Consider the following 2,524-nt stretch of genomic DNA (forward strand, 5'->3'; position numbering starts at 1 on the left):
TAGGGTTTCATGATGAGACTCCTCAAAAGACTGGACATAGAGGTATTATCCTCCATCCTTTACATAAAAGCACTACCAACAAAAGATGTAACCACGTTACCGTTGACGCACTGCATACGGTTTACTTCTACAGGTCCTCCATACACGAGGCCAGTAGTTCTACCACCACCAAGGTCTCGTCCATCTGGACTGCGGTAAATGCGTCCCCCTCTAAATGCCGTAAAAATAGCATTTTGGCACACTATCATCACATTAACAGTTCCAGATCCCTTGTAAACTAGCTCAGTCCTGCGACCACCACCGAGGTCTTGTCCGTCTGGACTGCGGTAAATGTACCCTGGAAACGCAGTGTAAACTGCACCATTGTATTGAGTAATAGCTACAGCTCTTCCGCTACCGTTGTAGACTACCACTGGATTAGTCCCATTTGCAGGATAAAAGAAAATTTGACCGTTTGACCGAACTTCATACCGACCGTTGGGGGCTTGTGCTTGGGCACTAGACAAGCTGACTGAATATAAAGCAGCGATCACTGCTGCCAAAGTTAGACCCGTTGCGATGGCCTTCGAGAACTGTTTGGAAGAAAACGTTGCGATTTTCATTGCGATTGTGAGTCTATGTAATAAATGGTTGTTGTGGTATTAATTGTCCCGTAGTTGCAGTACAATACTCTTCCTGGTCGGCTTATCCCGCACGTCTGCGGTTTAAATCTGAACAGTTTGAACTACTTTTGCTCTGCCTTAACCCAACTAAAACCAAAACCCGATCGCCCTGTCAGTCGGATTGAGTCGGAACTTTTCCAGAAAAATTTGCCCAAATGTCTGAAAGATCGGATAATATCGGAAAAACCAGCCTATCTGACCGATCGATAAACATCGCAAAAGCCTGAAAACTGGTAGATGAAATTCTGTTCACCAATACAGGCGATGAAACTAATTTTTATCCTTTTCCACATCATAAACCGATCGCACAAAACTGCAAAGGGAAAAAGAGACGGAAAAAGACGGGTATTTCGGAAATTGGGATTCAAGGCGGAAAAAGACGGAAAAAGACGGAAAAAGTCGGGTATACTAACTATAGTTCTCTGACACCCCTACTGATGAACACCGCCGATATCTTGCAATTTGTAGATAAAGTGCTTAGCGCGAAGACAGGCAAACATCTAAATGACTTGCAGCGTAAAATTATCGAGGGAATACTGAATCGACAAAAGTATTCTGATATTGCAAATACTTATGGTTGTACGGCGGGTCATGCTAAGGATGTAGGTTACGATCTTTTGCAAATGTTATCTGATGCTTTTGATGAACCAGTTGATAAAGGTAATCTGGAATCTGTTCTAGAACGGCAATTAAATCTGAATATAAATTTTGGCGATCGCAACACTACTAATTTTTGGGATAGCAACACAATTAATTATATCAATAGTTGCTCAGAATTACCCACTCCTACCCCAGATAAAAGTCAGCCTGCAACTCCTGACTACCAGGATGGCACTAATCAAGTTAAAATTGAAATGGTTGGTAAATTACGACAGTTGGGATTAAAGGATGAGCAAATTGCAGAGGTGTTAGGGTTAGCCTTGGAGGTCGTGAAGCAGATGGATTGAAAAAAATGAGTTTATTAAAAGTGTAGTAAGGGTTCATCAGCTCAATTGTTGTACGCCAACCGCATCTGTATTTCTGTAAAAAATTTCTGCTACCCCTTTTAAGTATGCTTTTAGCTGCTGTTTATCTGAGGGTATCATTTTCTTGATATCATCCTTTTTTTACAGTTTTACTAGATTTTTCATTTTAGCCATTTTTTAAGGAATTTGCCAAACTGAGCTGCACCCTTTTTGGATTTTTGGATATTCGATCGCTCTTCTCAATGCAATCGCTAACTTTGACCCATTGAGAAGAGCTTTCTATTGTTTTCAGGAAGCAGATAGAAAATGCCTAACCTTGATTGACTGCGCTGGGTTCCATGAACATAGTTTCCCAAATGTGGCCATCTAAATCCTGAAAGCCATGACTATACATAAATCCGTAGTCTTGCGGTTCATTGTAGGTCGTTCCGCCAGCAGCAACTGCGTTGCGAATCATTTTATCCACTTCTTCTCGGCTCTCGGAAGACAAGCATACTAGCACTTCTGTACTCTTGGTGGCATCGCAAATTGGGTTGGGTGTAAATTCCTTGAACTTGGCTTCTGTCAAGAGCATGACGAAGATGTCTTCGCTCACAACCATACAAGTGGCAGTTTCGTCAGTAAATTCGGCGTTAAAACTGAATCCAAGTTTAGTAAAAAATTCGACAGACCGATCGAGATTTTTGACGGGTAAATTCACGAAAATTTTAGTAGCCATGTTTTCTCCTTTTTAACTTCGATCGCAAGGTGAAACATTAACGATTTTTCGCTAATGTTTGAATAGAAGAGTAACGCTGTGAGCAAACTTGAAAGGATTAGGTAGGGCTTGCTGAATAAGTTCGAAAAAATCGCGTAGGCGAAGCCAGCCGCAGGCATCGCACTTGATGGGCAATTCAA

At 41.6% G+C, this 2,524-nt stretch carries 3 protein-coding genes; 1 reads left to right on the top strand and 2 read right to left on the bottom strand.

Going from position 1 to position 2,524, the window contains the following annotated elements; genetic code table 11:
* Positions 1-59 precede the first annotated feature (59 nt).
* Positions 60-542: a hypothetical protein gene (locus QUA44_RS30280; RefSeq protein WP_333257584.1), complete on the bottom strand. Its 483-nt coding sequence runs from the start codon at positions 540-542 to the stop codon at positions 60-62.
* A gap of 557 nt (positions 543-1,099) precedes the next feature.
* Here QUA44_RS30280 and QUA44_RS30285 point away from each other — a divergent pair.
* The gene (locus tag QUA44_RS30285; RefSeq protein WP_333257581.1) at positions 1,100-1,609 is read left to right on the top strand and encodes a hypothetical protein; all 510 of its coding nucleotides are present in this window, start codon (positions 1,100-1,102) and stop codon (positions 1,607-1,609) included.
* A 328-nt stretch (positions 1,610-1,937) separates the two neighbouring features.
* Here the strand turns inward: QUA44_RS30285 and QUA44_RS30290 are convergent, their stop codons facing one another.
* Positions 1,938-2,345 carry a VOC family protein gene (locus QUA44_RS30290; protein ID WP_333257579.1) on the bottom strand — a complete coding sequence of 136 codons (408 nt, stop codon included), beginning with the start codon at positions 2,343-2,345 and terminating at the stop codon, positions 1,938-1,940.
* Between the last annotated feature and the right edge of the window lie 179 nt (positions 2,346-2,524).

Source organism: Microcoleus sp. N9_A2 (assembly GCF_036701775.1).
Taxonomy (GTDB): Bacteria; Cyanobacteriota; Cyanobacteriia; order Cyanobacteriales; family Microcoleaceae; genus Microcoleus.

Coding starts and splice junctions, on each gene's coding strand:
- QUA44_RS30285 (WP_333257581.1), top strand. CDS start 1,100: ATGAACACCGCCGATATCTTGCAATTTGTAGATAAAGTGCTTAGCGCG.
- QUA44_RS30290 (WP_333257579.1), bottom strand. CDS start 2,345: ATGGCTACTAAAATTTTCGTGAATTTACCCGTCAAAAATCTCGATCGG.